Origin of the sequence: Roseivivax jejudonensis (assembly GCF_900172265.1) — a bacterium.
GTDB classification, from domain to species: Bacteria; Pseudomonadota; Alphaproteobacteria; order Rhodobacterales; family Rhodobacteraceae; genus Roseivivax; species Roseivivax jejudonensis.
Genome location: NZ_FWFK01000004.1, coordinates 369,375 through 385,821, shown reverse-complemented (window position 1 = coordinate 385,821; position 16,447 = coordinate 369,375). Strand labels below are relative to the sequence as shown.

19 protein-coding genes and 1 tRNA gene are annotated in these 16,447 nt (G+C 68.7%); 8 read left to right on the top strand and 12 right to left on the bottom strand.

Annotated elements, in window-relative coordinates; translation table 11 throughout:
* Positions 1-27 precede the first annotated feature (27 nt).
* Positions 28-435 (bottom strand): hypothetical protein, encoded by a 408-nt coding sequence (locus ROJ8625_RS12730; protein WP_085792259.1) that lies wholly within the window; start codon positions 433-435, stop codon positions 28-30.
* A 126-nt stretch (positions 436-561) separates the two neighbouring features.
* On the opposite strand from ROJ8625_RS12730, the gene ROJ8625_RS12725 reads away from it, so the two are divergent.
* Entirely contained in the window at positions 562-1,164 is a 603-nt protein-coding gene (locus ROJ8625_RS12725) for a carboxymuconolactone decarboxylase family protein (RefSeq protein ID WP_085792258.1), read from the top strand.
* Between the two features lie 98 nt (positions 1,165-1,262).
* Complete coding sequence (locus ROJ8625_RS21215) at positions 1,263-1,670, top strand: universal stress protein (protein ID WP_085792257.1); 408 nt, start codon at positions 1,263-1,265, stop codon at positions 1,668-1,670.
* A 52-nt stretch (positions 1,671-1,722) separates the two neighbouring features.
* Here the strand turns inward: ROJ8625_RS21215 and ROJ8625_RS12715 are convergent, their stop codons facing one another.
* The 3 genes from ROJ8625_RS12715 to katG form a co-directional block, all read right to left on the bottom strand.
* Positions 1,723-1,908, bottom strand: coding sequence for a PLD nuclease N-terminal domain-containing protein (locus ROJ8625_RS12715; RefSeq protein ID WP_085792256.1), 186 nt, complete (start codon positions 1,906-1,908; stop codon positions 1,723-1,725).
* A 109-nt stretch (positions 1,909-2,017) separates the two neighbouring features.
* Positions 2,018-4,219, bottom strand: coding sequence for an excinuclease ABC subunit UvrB (gene uvrB / locus ROJ8625_RS12710; protein ID WP_085792255.1), 2,202 nt, complete (start codon positions 4,217-4,219; stop codon positions 2,018-2,020).
* 170 nt (positions 4,220-4,389) lie between these two features.
* Positions 4,390-6,705 carry a catalase/peroxidase HPI gene (katG, locus tag ROJ8625_RS12705; RefSeq protein ID WP_085792254.1) on the bottom strand — a complete coding sequence of 772 codons (2,316 nt, stop codon included), beginning with the start codon at positions 6,703-6,705 and terminating at the stop codon, positions 4,390-4,392.
* Positions 6,706-6,916: 211 nt separating this feature from the next.
* Here katG and ROJ8625_RS12700 point away from each other — a divergent pair.
* Positions 6,917-6,993: transfer RNA gene (locus ROJ8625_RS12700), tRNA-Arg, on the top strand.
* Between the two features lie 41 nt (positions 6,994-7,034).
* Here ROJ8625_RS12700 and ROJ8625_RS20675 read toward each other — a convergent pair.
* From ROJ8625_RS20675 to ROJ8625_RS12680, 4 genes are all read right to left on the bottom strand, one after another.
* A complete protein-coding gene (locus tag ROJ8625_RS20675) occupies positions 7,035-7,277 on the bottom strand; it encodes a hypothetical protein (protein WP_143535115.1) in 243 nt (80 codons plus the stop codon).
* The gene (gene bchJ, locus ROJ8625_RS12690; protein ID WP_085792252.1) at positions 7,262-7,978 is read right to left on the bottom strand and encodes a bacteriochlorophyll 4-vinyl reductase; all 717 of its coding nucleotides are present in this window, start codon (positions 7,976-7,978) and stop codon (positions 7,262-7,264) included. The genes ROJ8625_RS20675 and bchJ overlap by 16 nt, the downstream gene beginning before the upstream one ends.
* A gap of 2 nt (positions 7,979-7,980) precedes the next feature.
* The gene (gene bchE / locus ROJ8625_RS12685) at positions 7,981-9,606 is read right to left on the bottom strand and encodes a magnesium-protoporphyrin IX monomethyl ester anaerobic oxidative cyclase (RefSeq protein WP_085792251.1); all 1,626 of its coding nucleotides are present in this window, start codon (positions 9,604-9,606) and stop codon (positions 7,981-7,983) included.
* A 162-nt stretch (positions 9,607-9,768) separates the two neighbouring features.
* Entirely contained in the window at positions 9,769-10,080 is a 312-nt protein-coding gene (locus tag ROJ8625_RS12680; protein ID WP_085792250.1) for an ETC complex I subunit, read from the bottom strand.
* 217 nt (positions 10,081-10,297) lie between these two features.
* Between ROJ8625_RS12680 and ROJ8625_RS12675 the strand changes: the two genes are divergently transcribed.
* From ROJ8625_RS12675 to ROJ8625_RS12665, 3 genes are read left to right on the top strand one after another with little or no spacing between them, the layout of a single operon-like run.
* Positions 10,298-10,732 carry a hypothetical protein gene (locus ROJ8625_RS12675; protein ID WP_143535123.1) on the top strand — a complete coding sequence of 145 codons (435 nt, stop codon included), beginning with the start codon at positions 10,298-10,300 and terminating at the stop codon, positions 10,730-10,732.
* Between the two features lies 1 nt (position 10,733).
* A complete protein-coding gene (locus ROJ8625_RS12670; RefSeq protein ID WP_085792248.1) occupies positions 10,734-11,312 on the top strand; it encodes a hypothetical protein in 579 nt (192 codons plus the stop codon).
* Positions 11,309-11,872, top strand: coding sequence for an SCO family protein (locus ROJ8625_RS12665; protein ID WP_085792247.1), 564 nt, complete (start codon positions 11,309-11,311; stop codon positions 11,870-11,872). Before ROJ8625_RS12670 ends, ROJ8625_RS12665 begins: the two co-directional genes overlap by 4 nt.
* Positions 11,873-11,876: 4 nt before the next feature.
* Here the strand turns inward: ROJ8625_RS12665 and ROJ8625_RS12660 are convergent, their stop codons facing one another.
* The 3 genes from ROJ8625_RS12660 to ROJ8625_RS12650 are packed head-to-tail and all read right to left on the bottom strand — an operon-like array spanning position 11,877 to position 13,688.
* Positions 11,877-12,791, bottom strand: a complete 915-nt coding sequence (locus tag ROJ8625_RS12660) for an MBL fold metallo-hydrolase (protein ID WP_085792246.1) — start codon at positions 12,789-12,791, stop codon at positions 11,877-11,879.
* Positions 12,788-13,225, bottom strand: a complete 438-nt coding sequence (locus ROJ8625_RS12655; RefSeq protein ID WP_085792245.1) for a DUF6691 family protein — start codon at positions 13,223-13,225, stop codon at positions 12,788-12,790. The genes ROJ8625_RS12660 and ROJ8625_RS12655 overlap by 4 nt, the downstream gene beginning before the upstream one ends.
* Before the next feature lie 10 nt (positions 13,226-13,235).
* Complete coding sequence (locus ROJ8625_RS12650; RefSeq protein WP_085792244.1) at positions 13,236-13,688, bottom strand: YeeE/YedE family protein; 453 nt, start codon at positions 13,686-13,688, stop codon at positions 13,236-13,238.
* Between the two features lie 104 nt (positions 13,689-13,792).
* Here ROJ8625_RS12650 and ROJ8625_RS12645 point away from each other — a divergent pair, with 104 nt between their 5' ends.
* Both ROJ8625_RS12645 and ROJ8625_RS12640 read left to right on the top strand, forming a co-directional pair.
* On the top strand, positions 13,793-14,101 hold the full coding sequence (locus ROJ8625_RS12645; protein ID WP_234984256.1) for an ArsR/SmtB family transcription factor: 309 nt from the start codon (positions 13,793-13,795) through the stop codon (positions 14,099-14,101).
* A gap of 60 nt (positions 14,102-14,161) precedes the next feature.
* Positions 14,162-15,406, top strand: coding sequence for a lytic murein transglycosylase (locus ROJ8625_RS12640; protein WP_085792242.1), 1,245 nt, complete (start codon positions 14,162-14,164; stop codon positions 15,404-15,406).
* A 3-nt stretch (positions 15,407-15,409) separates the two neighbouring features.
* Here ROJ8625_RS12640 and ROJ8625_RS12635 read toward each other — a convergent pair whose 3' ends face one another.
* Positions 15,410-16,357, bottom strand: a complete 948-nt coding sequence (locus ROJ8625_RS12635) for an alpha/beta hydrolase (RefSeq protein ID WP_143535114.1) — start codon at positions 16,355-16,357, stop codon at positions 15,410-15,412.
* Positions 16,358-16,447 lie beyond the last annotated feature (90 nt).

Here is a 16,447-nt window from a genome sequence, read left to right as displayed (position 1 = left end):
TTGCCGTTCGGCGATCCTGTCTTCGGGTCAGCCGGGTGTCTGCTCGGGCGCGAGCGACGCGGCGTAGGCCGCACGGCACTGCGCTGCGCCGGCCTCGGCCGAGCGCGTGAGCGCGGGCAGACGCGCGCGCAGCTCGTCGGCGCGCCGCTGCACCTGTCCGAGGTCGACCTTGACCCGCGCGGTGTAGGGATAGGCGCGTTCGCCGACGCACGGATAGCGTTTTCCGGGCCCGGCGTAGCAGCTTCCGAACACCGGTCGCGTGCGCACCCGCCGTTCGGTCGCGTAGCCGCGCGCCAGCGTCCGCTCGAGCTCGCGCAGCTCGTTCTCCGCCGCGCTCTGGCTCGCGCGGGCCTGCGACACGCAGCGTTCGAGCGGCGTGGCACAGCCATGCAGCAGCAGGACGAGGACGGGCAAGAGAGCGGCGCGGCGCAACATGGCGAACCTCCAGATCGCCGCGAGCCTAGCAAGTCCCGACCCGGTGTCGAGCCTTGGCGCGGCGGGCGCGGCTTGCGGCGTGGCTCCGCCGCTCCTAGCGTGGCGCCAGATTGCAGGAGATGGACGATGCCGCTTGTTCCGCCGCTCGCGCCCGAGGCGCTTCCCGAGGATCTTCGTGACCAGGTAAGGTTCTTCGAAGGCACGCTCGGCGGGGTGCCGAATTCGATCCTCACAATGTCGCGCCGCCCCGAAATCGCGCGCGCCTATACGGAGCTGAACCGCGCGGTGATGGCCGAGTACGGGGACGTGACGCCCGAGTTCAAACGGCTGATCGGCTATGTCGCGAGCTTCGCGTCGGGCTGCCTGTACTGCCAGGCGCACATGATCCTCGCGTCCGAACGCTTCGGAGCGTCCGAGGATCGGCTGAACAATGTCTGGAGCTACGAGGACAGCCCGCATTTTTCCGAGGCCGAGAAGGCGGCGCTGGCCTTTGCGCAATGCGCCGCGACGGTGCCCAACGCCGTCGACGGCGACGTAGCGGCCCGGCTCCGCGAACACTGGGGGCCCGACGACGTGGTCGAGATCATGTCGGTCGTGGCCCTGTTCGGCTTTCTCAACCGCTGGAACGACTCGATGGGCACGTCGCTCGAGGAGATGCCGATCGACCGCGGCACGCGGCGGCTGGCCGAGACGACGGGCTGGCACGTGGGCAAGCACCGCGACGGCTGATCGGTCCCGCTGCGATTTTCACAGAATTCGGGAAAAAACTGACATGGATCAAAGCGCTTAGCCCGTGACCGGGCGAGTGTCCGGGCAGGAGGTGATCCATGTTCAAAAAGATTCTTATCCCGATCGCGCCCGACCATGCCGAAGCACTCGACGAGTCGATCGGGGTCGCGCGGGCTCTTGCCGGCCCGGATACCACGATCACGGCCCTGGCGGTCCTGGAGGTGATCCCCCTCTACGTCGCCGCAGAGGTGCCGTCGGAGGTCTACGAGCGTTCCTGCAAGGAGGTCTATGAGACGCTGAAGGAGGCGTTCCGCGATCAGGCGGATGTCGAGATCCGGGCAGAGACGGGCTCGCCCGCGTCCAAGATCGTCGACGTGGTGCGCGACGAAGGCTTCGACCTGATCGTCATCCGTTCGCACAAGCCTGGGCTGCAGGACTGGTTCCTGGGGTCCACGGCGGGCCGCGTGGTGCGCCACGCGCCGTGCTCGGTTCACGTGGTGCGCTGAACCGGGGGCGCCGGCGCCGCGAGGAGACGGCGCCGGCGATTTTTGGTTCGGATCAGGCGCGCACGGACTTGCCGCGCGGTCCGGCGATGAGCCAGGCGATGAAGCCGATCACCGGCAGGATCAGGATGAGCAGCGTCCAAAGAACCTTCGACAGCGTCGAGGCAGGCGACGTCAGCGTCTGGTAGATCGCGTAGATGTCGAGGATCAGGACGATCAGTCCGAACAGGCCATATTCCATTTCAGGTCTCCGATGAGGTGTTGCGTTTGCCTCATCAACTCGCGAGCCGCGTGCGGCGTTCCGCCGCACGCCGCGCGGCGCCCGAGGTCCTGATCTGGCGGTCCGCCGCCTACCGCTTCTTGCGCCGCTGCACGTTACCGCCGCGTTGGCCGGGGCGGCCCGCAGTGGAGCGCCCGGAGCGCTTCGTCGCCTCTTCGGACGCCTTCTCGACGGCTTGCTGACGGGCGAGGGGGTCGTCGGCCACGGCGAGGTCCACGGCCTCCAGCCGCTTGACCTCGTCGCGCAGACGGGCCGCCTCCTCGAACTCGAGGTTCTCGGCGGCCTTGCGCATGTCCTCGCGCAGCCCGTCGAGCACCGCCTGCATGTTCGACCCCTGGCGTTCGGGTTCGATCTTGGCGGTGACGCGGTTCATGTCGGTGTCGCCCTTGTAGAGACCGGCCAACACGTCTTCGACGTTCTTTCGGATCGTCTCGGGCGTGATGTTGTGCTCGGTGTTGTAGGCGATCTGCTTTTCCCGGCGGCGATTGGTTTCGCCGATGGCGCGCTCCATGGAGCCGGTGACGCGGTCGGCGTACATGATGACGCGCCCGTCGGCGTTCCGCGCGGCGCGACCGATCGTCTGGATCAGCGAGGTCTCGGAGCGCAGGAAGCCTTCCTTGTCGGCGTCGAGGATCGCGACGAGGCCGCATTCGGGGATGTCGAGCCCCTCGCGCAGCAGGTTGATCCCGACGAGACAGTCGAACGCGCCGAGGCGCAGATCGCGCAGGATCTCGATCCGTTCGATCGTGTCGATGTCCGAATGCATGTAGCGCACGCGGATGCCCTGCTCGTGCAGGTATTCCGTCAGGTCCTCGGCCATCCGCTTGGTCAGCACGGTGCAGAGCGTCCGGTAGCCCTGCTGGGACACCTTGCGGATCTCGTCTAGCAGGTCGTCGACCTGCATCTCCACCGGCCGGATCTCGACCTGCGGGTCGAGCAGGCCGGTCGGGCGGATGACCTGTTCGGTGAACACGCCGCCGGACTGGTCGAGCTCCCAATCGGCCGGGGTGGCCGACACGAAGATCGACTGCGGGCGCATCGCATCCCACTCCTCGAACTTGAGCGGCCGGTTGTCCATGCACGACGGGAGGCGGAAGCCATGTTCGGCGAGCGTGAACTTGCGCCGGTAGTCGCCCTTGTACATACCGCCGATCTGCGGGACCGACACGTGGCTCTCGTCGGCGAAGACGATGGCCTCGTCGGGGATGAACTCGAAAAGGGTGGGTGGCGGCTCGCCGGGCGCGCGGCCGGTGAGATAGCGCGAGTAGTTCTCGATCCCGTTGCAGGAGCCGGTTGCCTCCAGCATCTCGATGTCGAAGTTGGTGCGCTGCTCGAGCCGCTGCGCCTCGAGCAGCTTGCCCTCGCCGACAAGCTGGTCGAGCCGCTGCCGCAGCTCCTTCTTGATCTTCTCAACCGCCTGCTTGAGCGTCGGGCGCGGCGTGACGTAGTGCGAGTTGGCGTAGATCCGGATCCGCTCGAAGCTTTGGGATTTCTCCCCGGTCAGCGGATCGAATTCGGTGATCGCCTCGAGCTCTTCGCCGAAGAAGCTGAGGCGCCAGGCGCGGTCCTCGAGGTGGGCGGGCCAGACCTCGAGCACGTCGCCGCGTACCCGGAAGGACCCGCGCTGAAAGCCCTGGTCGTTGCGCTTGTATTGCTGCGCCACCAGGTCGGCCATCACCTTGCGCTGGTCGTATTCCTTGCCGACGAAGAGATCCTGCGTCATCGCGCCGTAGGTCTCGACCGAGCCGATGCCGTAGATGCACGACACCGACGCGACGATCACCACGTCGTCGCGCTCCAGCAGAGCCCGGGTGGCCGAGTGGCGCATCCGGTCGATCTGCTCGTTGATCTGGGATTCCTTCTCGATATACGTGTCCGACCGCGGGACGTAGGCCTCGGGCTGGTAGTAGTCGTAGTAGCTGACGAAATACTCGACCGCGTTCTCCGGGAAGAACTGCTTGAACTCGCCATAGAGCTGCGCCGCGAGCGTCTTGTTCGGGGCGAGGATGATCGCCGGGCGCTGCGTCTCCTCGATCACCTTGGCCATGGTGAAGGTCTTGCCGGTGCCCGTCGCACCCAGGAGGACCTGGTTGCGCTCGCCCGCGATCACCTGTTCGGACAATTCCCTGATCGCGGTCGGCTGGTCGCCCGCCGGCGCATATTCCGTATGCATCGCGAAGCGCTTGCCGCCCTCGAGCTTCTCGCGCACCGCGACCTCGGGGGCCGCCGCATGCAGAAGCTCGGGCATGGCGTCGGGGCGGTTGTTGTGCATGGGGCGGGCTCCTTCGGGTCTGCGCTAGAGTTGCGGTCGGACGCCCGTGGTTCAAGGGGCCCGGCGGCGCGACACCGCGATGCGGCCTGTTGGGGCGCGCGATTCCCCTGCAGGGAACGAAAACGGGCCCGCGCGCTGGCGGGCCCATTCCTTGCCGCGTGGGCGTGCGATCAGCAGATCGACATCACCTTGTCGCGCTCCGCCTTCACGTCGAAGCGGTCGAGCATCATCACCTTGTGCCAGACGGCCACGAAATCATGCACGAGCCGCGCGTGCCCGTCATCGGCCGCGTAGACCTCGGCCACCTGACGCAGCTGCGCGTTGGCGCCGAAGACGAGGTCGCAGCGCGTGGCGGTGTACTTCGTCTCGCCGGTGCCGCGGTCGTTCAGGTCGTACAGCATCTCGCTGTCATCCTGCGGCTGCCACACGTAGTCCATCGACGTCAGGACGCGGAAGAAATCGTTGGTCAGCACGCCGGGCCGGTCCGTGAACAGCCCGTGCTTGCCGCCGTCCCAGTTCTGGTCGAGCACCTTCAGTCCGCCGGCCAGCGCGGTCCATTCCGGCGCGCTGAGCTTCAGAAGCGCCGCGCGGTCGAGGAAGATCGCCTCGGGCGACGTGTGAAAGCGCACCTGCGGATGGACGTAGTTGCGGAATCCGTCGGCAACCGGCCGGAGCCATTCGAAGGTTTCGTCGGTCCAGTCCTGCGTGGTGTCCATCCGGCCCGGAACGAAGGGCACGGTGACGTCGATGCCGGCCTCGCGGGCCGCATGTTCGACGCCGGCGCAGCCCGCCAGAACGATCAGGTCGGCCATCGAGATCTTCTTGCCGCCCGACTGCGCCGCGTTGAACTCGGCCTGGATGCCCTCGAGCGCGTCGAGCACCTTCGACAGCTCGGCCGGGCGGTTCACGTCCCAGCCATTCTGCGGCCAGAGGCGGATGCGCGCGCCGTTGGCACCGCCGCGCTTGTCGCTGTCGCGATAGTTCGAGGCCGAGGCCCACGCCGCCGAAATCAGCGCCGGCGCGCCCAGCCCGGTGTCGAGGCACCTTGCCTTCAGCGCCGCGATGTCGGAGGCGTCCACCACCTCGTGGTCGAGCGCCGGGATCGGATCCTGCCACGGCAGGTCCTCATCGGCCACCTCGGGGCCCATATAGCGGACCTTGGGCCCCATGTCGCGGTGGGTCAGCTTGTACCACGCCCGCGCGAAGGCATCCGAGAAGTAGTCGAAATCGGCAAGGAACTTCTCGCAGATCTCGCGGTATGCCGGATCTTCCTTCAGCGCGATGTCCGAGGTCATCATCATGAGCTCGTTCATCTGCCCGTCGACATGCGCGTCGGGCGTCCGGGGCGCGTTCGGATCCTTGGGCTTCCACTGAATTGCCCCCGCGGGCGACTCGGTCTGCTCCCACTCGAACTTGAAGAGGTTCTCGAGATAGGCGTTGTCCCACTTGGTCGGCTCGGGCGTCCAGGAGCCCTCGATGCCGTTGGTCATCGTGTACTGGGCAAAGCCGGTGCCCTCGGGGTTCTGCCAGCCGAGGCCCATCGCCTTGATCGGCGCGCCCTCGGGGGCGGGGCCGATCTTGTCGGCGGGCACGGCGCCGTGCGACTTGCCGAAGGCATGGCCGCCGGCGATCAGGGCCACGGTCTCCTCGTCGTTCATCGCCATGCGCGCAAAGGTCTCGCGGATGTCGCGGGCGCTCTCGATCGGGTCGCCGTTGCCGCGCGGGCCCTCGGGGTCGACGTAGATCAGCGACTGGTGCGACGCCGCGAGCGGGTTCTCGAGATCGTAGTGATCGGCGTCCGGCTCACCCTCCCACCGCAGGTCGCGGGTGACCATCTGGTTGGGATGGCCCTCGAGGGGGCCCGACGGCGCCTCGTTCGGCCGCTTGCCGTTCCAGCCCTCCGGGCCCCAGTAGGTGGCGCGGTCCGCCTCCCACGCATCGACGCGTCCGGCGCCAAAGCCGAACGTCTTGAAGCCCATGTTCTCGAGCGCGACGTTCCCGGCGAGCACCATGAGGTCGGACCACGAGATGCCGGCGCCGTATTTCTGCTTGATGGGCCACAGCAGGCGCCGCGACTTGTCGGTGTTGCCGTTGTCCCACCACGAGTTGATCGGTGCGAAACGCTGCATCCCCTGACCGGCGCCGCCGCGGCCGTCCGCGATGCGATATGTCCCGGCCGAGTGCCACGCCATACGGATCATCTGCGGGCCGTAATTGCCGTAGTCGGATGGCCACCACTCGACCGACGAGTTCATCAGGTCGAACAGATCCTGCTTCAGCGCCTCGTAATCGATCTTGGAGAACGCCTCTTCGTAGTCGAAGTGATGCCCGAGCGCGTTCGCCTCGGCCGGATCCTGGTGCAGCAGTTCCACCTTCAGCCGGTTCGGCCACCAATGGTCGAGCTGGGGTTCGGAGCCGACCGCGCCGCCGATCCGGGTCCCGCGGAACGGGCAGGCGCCCTGCGTGGCTGCATGTTCGTCTTTCATCGGAGGAATCCTTTCCGTCGCTGGTGCCGAAACCGGCGGCACGGCGCCGCGTCGCCGGTCGAAGATGCCGCCCCCCGGGCGCACCCCTCACGGCGCGCGACATGGAGCGCGCGACAGCGCCGGCCAGTCCGAACCCGCGTTTGTGATGCCCCCCGCGCCTCGGGCGGGCCGCTTGCCAAACGCCCCGGTTTCGCGGCAAGAGGACCTCAGCGGTCCCTTAGCTCAACTGGATAGAGCAGCTGACTTCTAATCAGCAGGTTTGGGGTTCGAGTCCTCAAGGGATCGCCAGCTCTCAACCAAGGCAAAAGGCCGGCGATGGAACGGACCCGTCACCGGGTCGTGAGCCGCGCGCGCGCCGCGTGTTCGGCGGCGACGGCGTGCAGGGCTGTGCGGGCGAGGTGGCCGATGGCGGCGGGCTCGAGGTCCGGGCAGACAGGCGCGGGGTAGGTCTGCAGGATCCGCTCGACGGCGCGGGCATGCGAACGGGCGGTGGCGGGCCCGGCCTTTGGGGCGTCGCCGCGGTTCGCCGGCAACGGCGACGCGAGTAGTCCGATCCTCAGGGTCCGTTGCATCCTTGTCCTCCCTCGTGTCGGCGACGGCGCGACCGTGCGCCCGGTCGTGTCGGACAGCCTGTCTTGAGCGGTTCGAACGGCGCGCCGATCTGGTCATCTCGATGCAGAGCGTGTCCGAGCGTCAACTCGAAGCGGCAGACACCCCCCGGGTCGCGGGCGGCGCAGGCGGTCTCGATACAGACGATGTCGGACGCGACGAGCTCGCCGTAGAGCCGCGCAAAGACCGCTTCGTGCCAGACGCACAGCGCGTGGTCCGCCGAGACGCCGCGCGCGAAGGCGTTGTCGGCGATCTCAAAGCGGTCGCGCCGGATGGCACGGAAGCGGCCCGAGCCCGCGAACGTCCACGCATGACGCGAGATCGCCGCCGTCAGGAGACGCGCGGACAGCGGCGGCGGCAGCGCGCGAAGCAGCCGGTGCGCCGCGCGCGGGATCCGGTGGGCGAGGAGGTAGTCGGCCGTGCGTCGTCCGGCGTCGCGCAAGATCGACGGCGCCTCCTGCGGGAGTTCGTGGCGCAGGGCATGATGCAGGCGGACGGCCATGTCCTCCGCGATCATCGCGTCGCCTGACGGCAGGGCGTCGAGGCCCGCCCGCGCGAGGACGCGGTCGCGTGCGGTCGCATCGCCACGCGCGTCGAGCACCGCCAAAAGCTGGAGAACCGCGTTCGGCCCGATGCGGGCCGGGGGCGCCGCACCGTCGGGCATGGTCAGCTGTCCTCCATCTGCCGGGTTCCGCCGCCGCAGGCGCGGGCTTCGGCGCGGTCCTTCATTTGCTGGCGCAGCGCCTCGCGGCGTTCGGTGGCGCGCGCGGCGCGGTCCGCTGCGGCCTCCCAGTCTGCGAGCTGTGCGTCGGCGATCTGGCGTGTGTCGTCGAAGTGGAAATCGACCGAGTTCTTCGTCTGCGGCCCCCAGTACCCGGCCTTGCCGAGATCGTAGAACGTGCGCGCGAAACCGGCCTTCATGAACGCGTAGAGGCAGCCGAGCAGGTAGCGCCGGCGGAACCCGGTGCCGCGCCACGGATAGTGGAACAGCGCCTTGCGCATGTAGAAGCGGCGATAGTTCTTCATCACCCCGTCGAGGAGTTCGCCGCGCTCCATCGCCGCCGGCTTCATGATCGGCGTGACGAAGTTGTACTTGCTGAAGTCGTGCACCTCGACCTGGTCGCGCAATTCCTGGAACAGCGGCGTGAACGGCCAGGGCGTGTACATCGACCAGTTCGCGAGGTCCGGCTGCCAGTCCCACGCCATCCGGTAGGTTTCCTCGAGCGTCTCCGGCGTCTCGTTGTCGAGGCCGACGATGAACTGCGCCTCGACGAGGATGTCGGCCTCGCGCAACAGGCGGATAGCGGTCTTGTTCTCGTCGACCCGTGTTTCCTTGTTGAACCGGTCGAGCTTCATCTGTGCGGCGGCCTCGGTTCCCAGCGAGACGTGAACAAGTCCGGCGCGGCGGTAGAAGCTCAGAAGCTCCCGGTCGCGATAGATGTCGGTGACCCGGGTGTTGATCCCCCAGGTGACCTTGTCGGGCAGTCCGCGGGCGATCAGCTCCTCGCAGAAGGCCACGAACTTCTTGCGATTGATCGTGGGTTCCTCGTCGGCGAGGATGAAAAAGCCGACGCCGTGGCGGTCCACCAGATCCTCGATCTCGTCCACCACGTCCTTCGGATCGCGCACGCGGTAGTCGCGCCAGAACTTCCACTGCGAACAGAACGAGCAGGTGAATGGACAGCCGCGCGCGAGGTTCGGGATCGCGACGCGGGTGTTGAGCGGGATGTAGACGTATTTCTCCCATTCGAGGATCGACCAGTCGGGCCGGATGCGCGACAGGTCCTTGACCGTGCCGGCTGCCGGTGTGGCGACGATTTCGTCGCCGTCACGATAGGCGAGGCCGCTTATCCGTGTCCGGTCGGACGGCCAGCGGCCCTCCGCGATGGCGGTGAAAAGCGCGGCGCAGACCTCTTCGCCTTCGCCCCGCACGATCACGTCGATCCACGGCGCCTCGGACAGGACCTGCCGGAACATGAAGGTGGCGTGCACGCCGCCCAGCACACGGACCGCGTCAGGAACGGTGTCGCGCGCGATCCGCAGCGCGTCCTCGGCACGGTAGATCGACGGCGTGATGGCGGTGACGCCGACCACGTCGGGACGCAGCTCGGCCATGCGGCGCGCGAGCTCGGCGTCCGGAATGTCGTCGGTCATCGCGTCGATGAAGTGGATGTCGTCGAACCCGGCCTGCCGCAGGTGACCGGAGAGGTACGCGACCCAGGCCGGCGGCCAGGTTCCGGCAATCTCCGCGCCGCCGGAGCGGTAATTCGGGTGGATGAACAAGATCCGCATGGCATGCCTCTCCTCTGTAAACCCAGGTTTACAGAGGGCCCTCGGCTCGGCCTTGATCTGCGTCAAGGACAGCGCGGGCAGGCACGCTCGCGCCGGATCAGGCGCGCGCGGTCATGTCGTGAGAGTCGCAGATTGACGAAGCGCAGGTCGGCGCGGCGGCGGTCAGTGGGTCCAGGCGCCGCGGCGGTCGAAGGCGAAGTTCTCGGCATAGCCGCGCGAGCGCACGTTCGTGCGGCGGCGCTTGGGCTCGAGGATGTCGGCCTCGATGCCGTGGTCGCGGGCGTATTCCTCGGCCTCTTCGCGGGTGGCAAAGCGGATCCGGACCTGCGCCTGGGTGTCGTCCGACGACGTCCAGCCCATCAGTGGATCGACCCGCCGCGCGCTTTCGGGCAGGAATTCGAGCACCCAGTGCTTCGTCCCGGCGCGGCCCGAGGACATGGCGGTTTTCGCTGGCTGATAGATTCGCGCACGCATGGGAGATCCCTCCAGTCGGTCTTCCCGCTATATCTTGGAAATCGGCGCCGCTTTCAAGACTCGCGCCCGGGCTCACGGACGCTGTTGCGCGGGCCACGAATTCGTCAGCCTCTGTAACGCGCATTCGCGATACCGTTCTCGGAACGCAATCGAAGCGGGAGGCACGCGGATGACGCGATGCGGAGACACAAAACGGATCGGCGCGGCGCTTGCGGCAATGCTTTCAGCCGGTTTCGCGGCCGGCGCCTCTGCGCAGGACGGCGAGCGGATCACCGTCGAGGGCGAGATCATCGACACGTGGTGCTATTACTCGGGTGTCATGGGCGGCCCCGACGCGGTCGTGGGATCGGCGCATCATACCTGCGCGTTGTGGTGTTCGGCGGGCGGCATCCCGGTCGGCCTGCTGACGCCCGAGGGCGAGGTCTACATGGTGCTCAAACTGCCCGGAACGGACCAGCTCGCCGGCGGAGACACGGCGCTGAACCTCGCGTCGCACACCGTCACCGCAGAGGGACTGGCCTACGAGCGTGACGGGCTGCGGTACATCCTGGTCGAGACAGTGGTGAGCGATCAGGACATCACGAACCTCAACCACGAAGATTACGGCGTGGTGCCGGGCTTCGCGATCCCCGACGACGCGGTGGAGCAGTGACATGCGGCAGCTACTTACGATCCTCAGCCTGATCGCGGCGCCGGCGGTCCCGACCGCGGCGCAGGACTTCTCCGACGGTTCCGAGGCAAGCGAGTGGGGCCTCTTCGGCGAACAGAAAGCGCGGTTCGAGGCCGCGGTCGTCGATCCGCTGTGTCTTCTTGCGGGCGCGTGCGACCAAGAGTGCGCGCCGGGCCGGCAACTGGCGCTGGAACGGCAGGCAGACGGGGTGCTGGTGATGCCGCTGAAGAACCGCGAAACCGTGTTCAGCGGCGCGGTCGCGGATCTCGCGCCGTATTGCGGCGAGACCGTGGAGGTCGACGGCCTGCTGATCGAGAACCCGGAGATCGGCGCCACCAACGTCTACCAGGTGCAGCGCATCCGTCGTCTGTCCGAAGAGGAATGGACCGAGACCAACAGGTTCACAGAGGTGTGGGCGCGGGAGAACCCGTCGGTCGCGGGCGAGGGGCCGTGGTTCCGCCGCGATCCGAGAGTTACCGCCGAGATCGAGGAAGAGGGCTGGCTCGGGCTCGGCCCGGAGGCCGAGGATGCCTTCGTGCGTGACTGGCTGGGCGTGGAATGATCCGCGCGCTCGCGCTCCTTGCTCTGCTGTCGACCGGGGCGGCGGCGGCGGAGACAGCGCCCGCGCCGTTTCCGATCACGCTCGGCGGGCCGTTCACGCTCGTCGATGACAGCGGCGCAACCCGGACGGAACGCGCGCCGGGCGCGGATGTGCAGCTGCTGTTCTTCGGCTACGCCATTTGCGAGCAGATCTGTTCGGCGGCGTTGCCGCTCATGGGGGCTGCGGCGGACATGCTGGCCCGCGATGGCATCGCGGCGGTTCCGGTCATGGTCACAATCGATCCGGAGCGGGACGCCGTCGGCACGATGGGGGCCAAGCTGCGCCTGCATCACCCGGAGTTCGTCGGCCTGACGGGCGACGCGGCCGCGCTCGCCGCGACCCGCGATCTCTTCGGCGTCGAGATCGAGGTGCTGTTCCACGACCCGGCCGGGGCACCCGTCTACGCGCATGGCAGCCACATCTACCTGCTCGACGGCGACGGCGGCTTCCTGACGCTCGTGCCGCCAATCCTCGCGCCCGACCGCGTTGCCGACATCGCCGCGCGCTACGTCACACGCTAGTGCATCAGAACCGGTCGAGCGGGATCTTCAGGTAGCTGTGACCGTCGGCCTCGGGCGCGGGCTTGCGACCGCCGTCGAGGTTGATCTGCAGCGCCGCGAGCATCCGGTCGGGCAGCGGCAGGGTTTCGTCGCGCGCCTCGCGCCGGGCGATCCAATCCTCGCGCTTGGTGCCGTCCTTCACGTGGGGGTTGTTGGCGCGGTGCTCGGCCACCGTTGCTTCCCACGCTGGCGCATCGCGGTCCGGCCCGCCGTAATCGTGACCGACGAAGAGCCGGGTGTCCCCGGGCAGGGACAGGATGTCCTGGATCGAGTCCCACAGCATTGCGGCCGATCCACCGGGAAAGTCGGTGCGGCTGGTGCCCACGTCGGCGTGCATCAGGGTATCGTGCACGAACGCCGCATCGCCGCAGCGATAGGTGATGGAGCCAAGCGTATGCCCCGGCGACAGCGTCACCGCGACCTCGAGATCGCCGAGCGCGAAGGTCTCGCCATGCGCGAAGAGGCGGGAGAACGCGCTGTCGGGATCGAACGCATCGGGTGCATGGTAGAGGTCGCGCCACAAATCGGCGATCTCGCGCACCTTCTCGCCGATCGCGGTGGGTGCGCCGGTCCTCTCGTGAAGGCGGGCCGACGCCATGAGGTGATCGGCGTGGGGGTGCGTGTCGAGGATCCAGGCGACCTCCAGCCCGTTGTCCGCGACGATGCCGAGGACCTGTTCGAGGCTCTCCTCCGACGTGGCCGCGCTGCGCGGGTCGTAGTTCAGCACGACGTCGACCAGCGCGGCCTGGCGCGTCGACGGATCGGCGCACACGTACTGGATCGAGCCGGTGTCGGGCTCGTAGATGCCCCAGACGTCCGGGCTTCCGGCCCCGCGCGAGGGGGAGTGGCGGACGATACGGGTGTCGGTGCTGTCGGTCATGCGGTCGCTCCTGACGTTCGTTCCATCGCGGTTTTGGCGCGGCCGCCGAGCCACAGCCCGAGAAGCATCGCCGGCACGAAGACCAGCGTGCCGGGCGCGGCCATCGGCAGCGCGGTGAGGGCGGGGCCGGGGCAGAAGCCGCCGATGCCCCAGCCGATCCCGAAGAGCGCGGCGCCGGTGAGCAGCGGCGCGTCGATCTGTCGGGCGCTCGGCACGTCGAACCGGGACGCCAGCGCCGGCGCCGGGCGGCGCCACGTCAGGCGGTAGCCCGCGTATGTCGTGACGCTCGCCCCGCCCATCACGAAGGCGAGGCTCGGATCCCACGTGCCGAACAGGTCGAGGAAATTGAGCACCTTGGCCGGGTCCGCCATGCCGGAAACGACGAGGCCGAGGCCGAAGACGAGCCCGGCGAGAAATCCCGCTATGCTGCGCATGTGACGCTCCTCAGACCAGGTGACGCAGGATGAAGACGGTCGCGAACGCGGCTGCCATGAAGGTGCCCACCGCCGCGAAGGACCTCGGCGACAGCCGGGCAAGCCCGCAGACCCCGTGCCCCGAGGTGCAGCCCGAGCCGAGCGCGGTGCCCACGCCGACGACCAGCCCCGCGATCGCCATGCCCGGCAGGGCGTCCGGCACGGTCTGCCGGGGCAGGGCGCCGGTGGCGGTCGCGACGGCCAGCGGCGCCGCGATCAGCCCGAGAACGAAGCCGATCCGCCAGCCGGCATCGCCGATGCCGGCCGCGCCCGGCGTCAGCGCGCCCATCACGCCGCGCGTGATTCCGGAGATGCCGGCGATCCGGCCGAACAGGGCCATGACCATGACGGCACTGAGCCCGATGAGCACGCCGCCGGCCAGCGAGGCGAGTGGCGTGAAGGCGGTTGCGGTGTCCAGTTCCATTGCGTCTCCCGCGTCGGTGCCGTGCGGTAGCGCCCGGCCACGCCGCATATATTAGTGCTTGCTTTATTAGTAAAGTCTAATATTTTGATGACATGGATGTCGACGTGCTGGAACAGCTGGAAAATCGTGCCGATCACGTGGCGGGTCTCCTGTCGCTGATGGGAAATTCCCGTCGGCTGCTGATCCTGTGCCGGCTTGCCGAGGGCGAGGCCTCGGTCGGCGCGCTTCAGGCGCAGATCGGTCTCGGACAGTCCGCGCTGAGCCAGCACCTCGCCAAGCTGCGGGCGGCGGGCGTGGTGGCGACGCGGCGCGACGGGCAGAGCGTGTTCTATCGCATCGCCGACGACGACGTACGCGCGATCATGGCCAGTCTTTACGATACGTTCTGCCGCGAGGCGCGCGGCGACGGTTGAGCCTGCGGCCGGGCGTCGTCATGCTGTGCCCGGTCTGACCCCGTGCCGGAGGCGCATCCGATGCTTCGCCACCTTTGTCGGCTCGTCTTCGCGGGCCTGTTGCTCTGGCCCGCGCTTGCCGCGGCGCAGGATCGCGCGGCGGTCGAGCGGCAGTTCCGATCCTGGATCAACGACACGCTGCGCCCACGGGCCGAGGCCGCCGGCGTCGGCGACGCGACCCTGCGCGCGGCCTTCGATGCTGTGCGCCTCGACTGGGATCTGCCGGACCTCGTGCCGCCAGGCAGCGCGGGCGACGTGCCGCAGATGCAGAGGCAGGCCGAGTTCTCCGCCCCCGCGCGCTACTTCCGCCCCAACGCGGTCGAGGGCGCGGCGGCGATCGGCCGGCAGATGGCCGGCCGGCACGCCACGGCGCTTGCGGCGGCGGAGCGCGCGACCGGCGTGCCGGGTCGGATCATCCTCGCGATCTGGGGACGCGAAAGCGGCTATGGCCGCGTCGACATCCCGCACGACGCGTTTCGCGTGCTGGGGACCAAGGCCTTCATGTCGCGCCGCGCCGACTACTTCACCGACGAACTGGTCGCGCTGTTGCAGATCGCCGAGGCGGGGCACGCGCCGCCCGGCGCCATGCGGTCGAGCTGGGCCGGGGCGTTGGGCCAGCCGCAATTCATGCCGTCGAGCTTCCTCGCGCACGCCGCCGATGGCGACGGCGACGGGCGCGCCGACATCTGGCGCTCGGAGGCCGACACCATCGCCTCGATCGCCAGCTACCTCGCGGCGCACGGATGGGTGCCCGGCCGTGACTGGGGGTTCGAGGTCGTCCTTCCCGACGACGTGTCCTGCACGCTCGAGGGGCCGGATCAGGGGCGGACGATTGCGGACTGGGCGGACATGGGGATCGCGCGGGTCGGCGGCCGGACCTTTCCCGACCACGAACGTGCGGGCGAGGGCTACCTGATGCTGCCGGCGGGCCGGTACGGTCCGGCGTTCATCGTGACGCCCAATTTCTACGTGCTGAAGGACTACAACATGAGCGATCTGTATGCGCTCTTCGTCGGGCACGTGGGCGATCGCATCGCCTTCGGCATCGGCGATTTCCAAGGCGACTGGGGCGCGATCGACGGTCTGACGCGCGGGGCTGTCGCCGACATGCAGCGTGCGCTGGTGGCCGACGGGCACGATGTCGGCGGCGTCGACGGACTCGCCGGCTTCAAGACGCGCCGGTCCATCGGCCGCTGGCAGGAGGCGCAGGGCGCGCGCGCGACCTGTTTCCCGACTGTGGCGCTCGGGACCCGGATCGGCGGCTGAGGCTCAATGCGGCAGGCGCGCGTCGCCCCACGCGGGCACGCCGCGCAGCGGCAGAAGGCGCGCCCAACGCGGATCGCTGTCCTCCGGCAGAAGCGCGCGCAGCCTCGCGAAGCTCATCCGCCCGTCGAGGATCGCGCGATAGAGCGGGAACGCCCCTGGCCGCAGGTAGGGCGACCAGTGGCAGACACGCCGGGTGGGCGCCGAAAGCCGGTGCCCCGCCGCGCGAAGTGCCGCGAGCGTTTCGGCATGGTCGATCTGCATGGTCAGCGCGTGCGGCGCATCGAGGCCGCGATGTCCGAGCATCCGGTCGCCGCGCATGTCGGGCGTCACGAAGAGCTCCATCAGCAAATCGAAGATGTCGTTCTCGCGGCTTGTCACGGCAAGGATACGGGCCGCCCGTCCGCCGGGCGTGTCCACCGCCGCGCGCGCCGTCGCCGCGAACTCGGCCGGTGCCAACAGCATCGCCCAGCCAATCGCGCCCGGGGCCGACTTCCCCAGAGCGTTCAGCACCACCCGCGCGCCGAGCGAATGGCCCATCGCGTGGACCGGGTGGCCCGGCTGGCGCGCGGCGATCTCGTCGACGAGCCGGGCCAGCGCGCTGCCCGCTACGGCGGCGTCGCGATAGGCACGCCAGATCGAGCCGCGCGCCGGCCACGCGAACGAAATGGCGAGACCCCGGTCGCGGCCCGGCCGGCCAAAGCCGAGGTGGCGCGGCCAGCTGACGATGCGGCTGTCGGCCTCGCGGTGGCGCGGGGTGAGCGAGAACGAAGTTTCGTGCGGGCAGTGGCGGGGCACGTCCGGCGCGTATTTGAAGCCGTGGACCATCACCGTGATCGGCCCGTCGCCCACGCCGGGATCGGCGAGCGCGCGGTCGAGCAGTCGACCGAGCCCGCCCGTCCCGAAGGCCGGGGCCGGATCGCCGTCGCGCGCGGTAACGCAGATGACGGGCATGATGGGCGCTCCACTACATCTTGTGTATGGGCGCTACAGTGCCACTGTTATGGTTGCGTGAAGATCAAGCGACAGCCCGATGACAGACTT

What these genes read in the sequence shown, in the direction of transcription:
- ROJ8625_RS12730 (WP_085792259.1), bottom strand. Translation starts at nt 435, where the DNA reads ATGTTGCGCCGCGCCGCTCTCTTGCCCGTCCTCGTCCTGCTGCTGCAT.
- ROJ8625_RS12725 (WP_085792258.1), top strand. Translation starts at nt 562, where the DNA reads ATGCCGCTTGTTCCGCCGCTCGCGCCCGAGGCGCTTCCCGAGGATCTT.
- ROJ8625_RS21215 (WP_085792257.1), top strand. Translation starts at nt 1,263, where the DNA reads ATGTTCAAAAAGATTCTTATCCCGATCGCGCCCGACCATGCCGAAGCA.
- ROJ8625_RS12715 (WP_085792256.1), bottom strand. Translation starts at nt 1,908, where the DNA reads ATGGAATATGGCCTGTTCGGACTGATCGTCCTGATCCTCGACATCTAC.
- uvrB (WP_085792255.1), bottom strand. Translation starts at nt 4,219, where the DNA reads ATGCACAACAACCGCCCCGACGCCATGCCCGAGCTTCTGCATGCGGCG.
- katG (WP_085792254.1), bottom strand. Translation starts at nt 6,705, where the DNA reads ATGAAAGACGAACATGCAGCCACGCAGGGCGCCTGCCCGTTCCGCGGG.
- ROJ8625_RS20675 (WP_143535115.1), bottom strand. Translation starts at nt 7,277, where the DNA reads ATGCAACGGACCCTGAGGATCGGACTACTCGCGTCGCCGTTGCCGGCG.
- bchJ (WP_085792252.1), bottom strand. Translation starts at nt 7,978, where the DNA reads ATGCCCGACGGTGCGGCGCCCCCGGCCCGCATCGGGCCGAACGCGGTT.
- bchE (WP_085792251.1), bottom strand. Translation starts at nt 9,606, where the DNA reads ATGCGGATCTTGTTCATCCACCCGAATTACCGCTCCGGCGGCGCGGAG.
- ROJ8625_RS12680 (WP_085792250.1), bottom strand. Translation starts at nt 10,080, where the DNA reads ATGCGTGCGCGAATCTATCAGCCAGCGAAAACCGCCATGTCCTCGGGC.
- ROJ8625_RS12675 (WP_143535123.1), top strand. Translation starts at nt 10,298, where the DNA reads ATGCTTTCAGCCGGTTTCGCGGCCGGCGCCTCTGCGCAGGACGGCGAG.
- ROJ8625_RS12670 (WP_085792248.1), top strand. Translation starts at nt 10,734, where the DNA reads ATGCGGCAGCTACTTACGATCCTCAGCCTGATCGCGGCGCCGGCGGTC.
- ROJ8625_RS12665 (WP_085792247.1), top strand. Translation starts at nt 11,309, where the DNA reads ATGATCCGCGCGCTCGCGCTCCTTGCTCTGCTGTCGACCGGGGCGGCG.
- ROJ8625_RS12660 (WP_085792246.1), bottom strand. Translation starts at nt 12,791, where the DNA reads ATGACCGACAGCACCGACACCCGTATCGTCCGCCACTCCCCCTCGCGC.
- ROJ8625_RS12655 (WP_085792245.1), bottom strand. Translation starts at nt 13,225, where the DNA reads ATGCGCAGCATAGCGGGATTTCTCGCCGGGCTCGTCTTCGGCCTCGGC.
- ROJ8625_RS12650 (WP_085792244.1), bottom strand. Translation starts at nt 13,688, where the DNA reads ATGGAACTGGACACCGCAACCGCCTTCACGCCACTCGCCTCGCTGGCC.
- ROJ8625_RS12640 (WP_085792242.1), top strand. Translation starts at nt 14,162, where the DNA reads ATGCTTCGCCACCTTTGTCGGCTCGTCTTCGCGGGCCTGTTGCTCTGG.
- ROJ8625_RS12635 (WP_143535114.1), bottom strand. Translation starts at nt 16,357, where the DNA reads ATGCCCGTCATCTGCGTTACCGCGCGCGACGGCGATCCGGCCCCGGCC.